Here is a 6,729-nt window from a genome sequence, read left to right as displayed (position 1 = left end):
CAGGGGGGACCCTGTGGGAGAGTAGGACGCCGCCGAACAATCTTTGCTGAAGAACCCCCATCCGGTTTCCGGATGGGGGTTCTTCGCGTTTCCGGTGACGTATCGTCGGGGCATGGACGATCAGACAGCGGTCATTGCGGACGATGTGCTCCGGCCCGAGCAGCGCGACGGCGCCCTGCGTGTTCTGGCGGAGGCCCAGGCGGTGGACGGCCGGGCCGCCGTGTCCGAGCAGGGACGGCTCCGCCTGCGGAACGCGGAGACCCCGCGACCGGGGGTCCTCCACCTCGTCGAGACCGAAACCGCCACCGTCCTCGGCTACGGCCAGCTCGAAGTACCGGAGAACCCGACCGCGAACCCCGCCGCCGAGCTGGTGGTCGACCCGGCGGCCCGCGGCCGCGGTCTGGCCCGACCGCTGGTGGACGCCGTCCTGGCGCGGGCCCACCGGGCGGGGCGCGACGCGGTGGACTTCTGGGTGCACGGCGGTCACCCGGCGGCCCGGCACCTGGCCGAGGCGTACGGCGCCGAGCTGGTCCGCGAGCTGCGGCAGATGCGCCGCACCGGCCGGCAGACGGAGGCGGTGGCCCTCCCCGAGGGCGTCGAGCTCCGCACCTTCCGCCCGGGGGAGGACGACACCGAGTGGCTGCGGCTGAACGCCCTCGCCTTCGCCCACCACCCGGAGCAGGGCAGCTTGACCGAGCAGGACCTGGCCGAGCGTGTCGCCGAGCCCTGGTTCGACCCGGCCGGCTTCTTCCTCGCCACCCGGGACGGCAGGGTGGTCGGCTTCCACTGGACCAAGGTGCATCCGGCCACCGCCACCGAGCCCGAGCTCGGCGAGGTGTACGTGGTCGGAGTGGACCCGGCGGAGCAGGGGAGCGGCCTCGGCCGCGCGCTGACCGCGGCGGGCCTGCGCCACCTGACCGGCACCGGCCCCGGCGAGCGCGGACTGGACACCGTGCTTCTTTACGTCGACGCCGACAATCCGGCCGCCGTGCGGGTATATGAACGACTGGGGTTCACCATTCACGAGGTGGACCTCATGTACCGGGCCCGGTACCGGGCCGACCGGCCGTCCTAGCCGCTGCGGGATCGGCAGGGAGGGCCACCGAGCGGTCGCGGGCGAGGGACGGGACGGCGACGCCCCTTGCCCCGACCGACTCAGCTTTCCTCCCGGCCATGCGGTGTTTACCGTGGATTCAATTGCTGCCGCGAAGATCACGGGATGAAGTCCGTAGTGTCTCGCTCGTGCAGAGTCGACCGCCCCGCACCGGCCGGTCCTGTACGGACCGCGCCCGGAGGATGGGTGTTGTCCCCGGGGGCGCCCCGGAGCGAGGGCGACGGCCCGCAGAGCCAATCGTGTCCGGACGCCGTCCTGCTGCTGGAGGAGCTGGAGCCCATGAGCATCCCCCGCCCCGTCTCTGCCCCGCTGTCGCCCACGGCCCGGATGTCCAGCGCGCTGGGTGTTCCGCCGGAGCTGCCGGCCACGGACGAAGAGGAGTTCGAAGCGCTGCCCCAGGGCCGCTTCCTGGACCGCGAGCGCAGCTGGCTGGCGTTCAACGAGCGGGTGCTGGAGCTGGCCGAGGACTCGGGCATCCCGCTGCTGGAGCGGGCGAAGTTCCTGGCGATCTTCGCGAGCAACCTGGACGAGTTCTTCATGGTCCGGGTGGCCGGCCTGAAGCGCCGGATCGCCACCGGCGTCGCCCAACGCAGCGCATCCGGCCTCCAGCCGCGCGAGGTGCTGGACCTGATCTGGACCCGCTCGCGCGAACTGATGGCCCGTCATGCCGCCGCGTTCCAGCAGGAGGTGCTGCCGGACCTGGCCGCCGAGGGCATCGAGGTGGTCCGCTGGTCTGAGCTGGCGGAGAAGGAACAGGCCCGGCTGCACACGCTGTTCCGGCAGAAGATCTTCCCCGTGCTGACCCCGCTGGCGGTCGACCCGGCGCACCCCTTCCCGTACATATCGGGACTCTCGCTCAACCTGGCCGTCGTGGTGCGCAACCCGGTCTCCGGGCACAAGCACTTCGCGCGCGTCAAGGTGCCGCAGTCGCTGGCCCGCTTCCTGGAGGCCTCGCCCCAGCGGTACGTCCCGCTGGAGGACGTCATGGGCGCCCACCTGGAGGAGCTCTTCCCGGGGATGGAGGTGCTGGCCCACCACGCCTTCCGCGTCACCCGCAACGAGGACCTGGAGGTGGAGGAGGACGACACCGAGAACATCCTCAAGGCCCTGGAGAAGGAGCTGATGCGGCGGCGCTTCGGCCCGCCGGTGCGGCTGGAGGTCGAGGAGTCGATCGACCCGTACATCCTGGACCTGCTGGTGCGGGAGCTGAACATCACCGAGGCGGAGGTCTTCCCGCTGCCCGGGCCGCTGGACCTGACCGGGCTGTTCGGGATCGCCGAGCTGGACCGCCCGGAGCTCAAGTACCCGAAGTTCGTGGCCGGCACGGCCCGCGGGCTGACCGACGTCGAGTCGGCCTCCCAGCCGGACATCTTCGCCGCGATGCGCGAGCGCGACGTCCTGCTGCACCACCCGTACGACAGCTTCTCCACCTCGGTGCAGGCCTTCCTGGAGCAGGCCGCCGCCGACCCGGACGTGCTGGCGATCAAGCAGACCCTGTACCGCACCTCCGGCGACTCGCCGATCGTCGACGCGCTGATCGACGCGGCCGAGTCCGGCAAGCAGGTGCTGGTGCTGGTCGAGATCAAGGCGCGCTTCGACGAGCAGGCCAACATCAAGTGGGCCCGCAAGCTGGAGGAGGCCGGCTGTCACGTGGTGTACGGCCTGGTCGGGCTGAAGACGCACTGCAAGCTCTCACTGGTGGTCCGGCAGGAGGGCGACACCCTGCGCCGCTACTCGCACGTCGGTACCGGCAACTACCACCCGAAGACGGCCCGGCTGTACGAGGACCTCGGTCTGCTCACCTCCGACCCGCAGGTCGGCGCGGACCTGTCGGACCTCTTCAACCGGCTCTCCGGCTACTCGCGCCGCGAGTCCTACCGCCGCCTGCTGACCGCCCCGCGCGGCCTGCGCGACGGCCTGGTCTCGCGGATCCACAACGAGATCGCCCACCACCGGGCGGGCCGGCCGGCCCACGTGAAGCTCAAGGTCAACTCGATCGTCGACGAGGCCCTGATCGACGCGCTGTACCGGGCCTCCCAGGCCGGGGTGCCGGTGGACGTCTGGGTGCGCGGGATCTGCGCGATCCGCCCGGGCGTGCCGGGGCTGAGCGAGAACATCCGGGTCCGCAGCATCCTGGGCCGCTTCCTGGAGCACTCCCGGGTCTTCGTGTTCGGCAACAGCGGCGATCCGGAGGTCTGGATCGGCAGCGCCGACATGATGCACCGGAACCTGGACCGGCGGATCGAGGCGCTGCTGCGGATCACCGATCCGGCGCACCGCGCCGAGCTGTCCGGGCTGATCGACCTCGGGATGTCGGACGAGACCGAGTCCTGGCACCTGGGGCCGGACGGCGCGTGGACCCGCCGCTCGCAGGACGCCGAGGGCCGACCGCTGCGACACGTCCAGGATTTGCTGATCGACTCGCGCCAGCGCCGTCGGGCCGCCACCTCGCGCTGACGCGTCCACTGATGCGAAGCCGCCGGAGCAGTGAGGGCCCGCGAGACTCCCGAGGGCAGCTGTTCCGGCGGTCGGCCGCCAGCTCCGGGGACCGCCCCGGGGGAACGGGGATCTACCACGCCATGACCGAAGCGCCGATGACGGCCCAGGCGGCCGCCACAGCGACCGCCGGGGACATCCTTTCCCGCCACCTCACCGCCCAGGCCGGCGCCTTCCTGCGCGCCCTGCCGCTGGCGGTGGGCGAGGTCGGCGCCAGACCCGGGACCGCCTCGCCGGTCGCGGCGGCCGGTACCTCCGACCTGCTGCGGGCCGTCCGGCGGATCGGTGGGCTGCTGCACACCTTCGGCCCGGTCTTCGAGCAGACCTGGGCGCAGGAGTCGCGCACCGAGCTGCGCTGGCTGCTCAACCTGCTCGCGCTGGAGCCCGGCTACGTCCGCCGCTCGGCCCGGCTGCTGGGCGCGCTGGACTCGCTGAGCGGCAGCGACCCGGACGGGACGGGCATGCTGGCCGGCCACGCGGGCGCCCCCAAGGCGCGGGCACTGCTGGACCGGCAGCTGACCCTGGCCCGGACCAGGGCGCACTCCACGGTGCTCCAGGAGCTCCGGTCCGCCCGGCTGCACGCGCTGGCGGACCGGATGACCCTGCTGGTCGGCGACGCGCCGCTGCTGGAGTCGGCGGGCGGCCGGGCCCCGGCGGTGCTGCTGCCGCAGGCCGCCGCCGCCTTCGCCGCGCTGTCCGCGGGCGCCCAGCAGCTGCCGCTGCAACGGGCCGCGACGCCGTACGGCGGGGACGGGCTGCGCCGGCTGGGCACGGTGCCGCCGTCCCGCGGGCCGGCGGACGCGGACACCGCGCTGGCGGCCGACGACGCGCCCTGGGCCCGGCTGCGGATCCTGGTGAAGCGGGCCCGGTACGCGCTGGAGGTGTGCGGCCGCCCGTCCTCCGAGCTGGACGGGCTGGACGCGGTGCTGGCCCGGCAGCAGGAGGCGGCCGACGCCGCCGTCACCGCCGCCACCGCGGCGCGGACCCCGCGGATCACCCCGGCGACCGCGTACGTGCTGGGCGTGGTGCACGCCGACCAGCGGCTGGAGGTGGAGTCGGCCCGGTACGCCGTCGGCCGCCGCTGGCCCGAGCTGCCGCCCGGCCCGGACGGCTGGCTGGAGCTGGTCCCGGCCGACGCCTGGGGGCATCCCGCCGCACCCGGGACGGTCTGAGGTGGACGGGCGCCCGGGCACCGACCGGGCGGCGGCGGGGACCGCCACCGGGGCGGCGCACGCCCCGGTGATCCTGGCGGCGGGGGCGGTGCTGTGGCTGCCGGGCCGGCCGAAGAAGGACGGACGGCTGGGGCGGCCGCGGATCGCGGTGATCCACCGGCCCAAGTACGACGACTGGAGCCTGCCGAAGGGCAAGCTCGAACCCGGCGAGGGGACGGTCGACGCGGCGCTGCGCGAGGTCCGGGAGGAGACCGGGTTCCACTGTCTGCTGGGTCCGGAGCTGCCGGCCCAGCACTACCGGGTGCAGGGCCGTCCGAAGGAGGTCCGCTACTGGGCGGCGGTGCCGTCGAGCGGGTCCTTCCAACCGAACCGGGAGGTGGACCGGCTGGAGTGGCTGCCGGCCGGGAAGGCCCGCGCGCGGCTCACCCAGGACCAGGACCGGTCGCTGGTCGACGCGCTGCTGGTGATCCTGGGGGCGAGGCCGGTGCGGGCGGCCGGACCGTACCGGTGAAGGAACGGTGGAAGTGATCTCCCCGCGCCCTTGCCGTGACGCAACCGTTACTACCTGACGTAGTTTCCTGTCATCCGTTCGAGGTTCACTCGCCGTTCACTTGCGACCGGCTGTCGTGTCACCTGCCCGGCCTAACTTCGGGACCACCGGAGGGCCGCACGGGCCCCGGACCACAGCAAAACCCCTGCTGGGCCGTACGCCTACGGCCCGCGCGAGGGCAATGCCACAGAAAGGGACACCCCTGTGAAGCTCCAGCGGAACGGCCGCTCCAAGGCCCTCGCGATCGGTGCCATGGCGCTCGTCAGCTCGCTGTCGCTCGCCGCCTGCGGTTCGGACAACAACAACACGACCGCGACCGGCGGTTCCAACGGCTCCACCGCGGCCGGCGCCGCGATCAACTGTGGCAAGGCCGGTTCGCTGATCGCCGCCGGTTCCACCGCGCAGGGTGCGGCGATGGACGTCTGGAAGACCAGCTTCGCCGCCGCCTGCTCCGGCAGCACGATCAACTACCAGGGTGGCGGCTCCGGCGCCGGCATCCAGCAGTTCAACCAGGGCAAGATCCAGTTCGCCGGCTCCGACTCGGCCCTGAAGCCGGCCGAGGTCGAGGCCTCCAAGGCGGTCTGCACCGGCGGCCAGGGCATCGACCTGCCGATGGTCGGCGGTCTGATCTCGCTGGTCTACAACATCGACGGTGTCGACAACCTGGTCCTGGACGGCGCGACCTCCGCCAAGATCTTCGACTCGCAGATCACCAAGTGGAACGACCCGGCGATCGCCGCCCTCAACCCGGGCGCCAAGCTGCCGGACGCGGAGATCCAGACCTTCCACCGCTCGGACGACGCCGGCACCACCGAGAACCTGACCAAGTACTTCGCCGCCGCCGGCGGCGGCGCCTGGACCTACCCGGCCGGCAAGGCCTGGGCGGCCAAGGGCGGCCAGTCGGCCAACGGCAGCGCCGGTGTCTCGGCCCAGGTGAAGCAGGTCAAGAACTCGATCAGCTACGTCGAGCTGGCCTACGCCCAGACCAACAGCCTGAAGAGCGCCGCGATCAACACGGGCGCCTCCAAGCCGGTCGCGGCCACCGCCGAGAACGCCGCCACCACCATCGCCAAGGCCCAGGCCGCCGGCACCGGCAGCGACCTCGCGCTGAAGCTCGACTACGCGACCAAGGAAGAGGGCTCCTACCCGCTGGTCCTCATCACCTACGAGATCGTCTGCGACAAGGGCAACAAGGCCGAGACCCTCGAGACCCTGAAGTCCTTCCTGACCTACACGGCGAGCGAGGCGGGCCAGAAGGCCGTCGGCGAGAAGGGCTACGTCCCGCTGCCGAAGGCCGTGACCGACAAGGTCAACGGCGTCATCGCCACCCTGGCCTGACCCGACAGGACCCCCGGTGGGGCGGCCCCGTGAGCGAGGGGGGCCGGGGTCGCCCCACC

Annotated in this window: 4 protein-coding genes and 1 pseudogene; all 5 read left to right on the top strand. The window is 72.6% G+C overall.

Features of this window, described 5'->3' with window-relative positions; genetic code table 11:
• The first annotated feature begins 112 nt into the window (after positions 1–112).
• The 5 genes and pseudogenes from mshD to pstS all read left to right on the top strand — a co-directional run bounded on the left by mshD (position 113) and on the right by pstS (position 6,670).
• Positions 113–1,075 carry a mycothiol synthase gene (gene mshD, locus ACZ7RU_RS30790; protein WP_470344232.1) on the top strand — a complete coding sequence of 321 codons (963 nt, stop codon included), beginning with the start codon at positions 113–115 and terminating at the stop codon, positions 1,073–1,075.
• Between the two features lie 426 nt (positions 1,076–1,501).
• Positions 1,502–3,571 (top strand): annotated as a pseudogene (locus ACZ7RU_RS30785) (RNA degradosome polyphosphate kinase); the annotation flags it as partial.
• A 122-nt stretch (positions 3,572–3,693) separates the two neighbouring features.
• Positions 3,694–4,782, top strand: a complete 1,089-nt coding sequence (locus ACZ7RU_RS30780) for a CHAD domain-containing protein (RefSeq protein ID WP_470344231.1) — start codon at positions 3,694–3,696, stop codon at positions 4,780–4,782.
• A gap of 67 nt (positions 4,783–4,849) precedes the next feature.
• A complete protein-coding gene (locus tag ACZ7RU_RS30775; protein ID WP_470344245.1) occupies positions 4,850–5,293 on the top strand; it encodes an NUDIX hydrolase in 444 nt (147 codons plus the stop codon).
• A 243-nt stretch (positions 5,294–5,536) separates the two neighbouring features.
• Complete coding sequence (gene pstS, locus ACZ7RU_RS30770; RefSeq protein ID WP_470344230.1) at positions 5,537–6,670, top strand: phosphate ABC transporter substrate-binding protein PstS; 1,134 nt, start codon at positions 5,537–5,539, stop codon at positions 6,668–6,670.
• Positions 6,671–6,729 lie beyond the last annotated feature (59 nt).

This window comes from Kitasatospora sp. NPDC114501 (assembly GCF_055633695.1).
Note: the sequence above shows the minus strand (reverse complement) of the source record. Positions and strands in the feature narration are given on the sequence as shown.

Excerpts from the sequence above, each read along its gene's own strand:
- mshD (WP_470344232.1), top strand. The coding sequence starts at position 113 with ATGGACGATCAGACAGCGGTCATTGCGGACGATGTGCTCCGGCCCGAG.
- ACZ7RU_RS30780 (WP_470344231.1), top strand. The coding sequence starts at position 3,694 with ATGACCGAAGCGCCGATGACGGCCCAGGCGGCCGCCACAGCGACCGCC.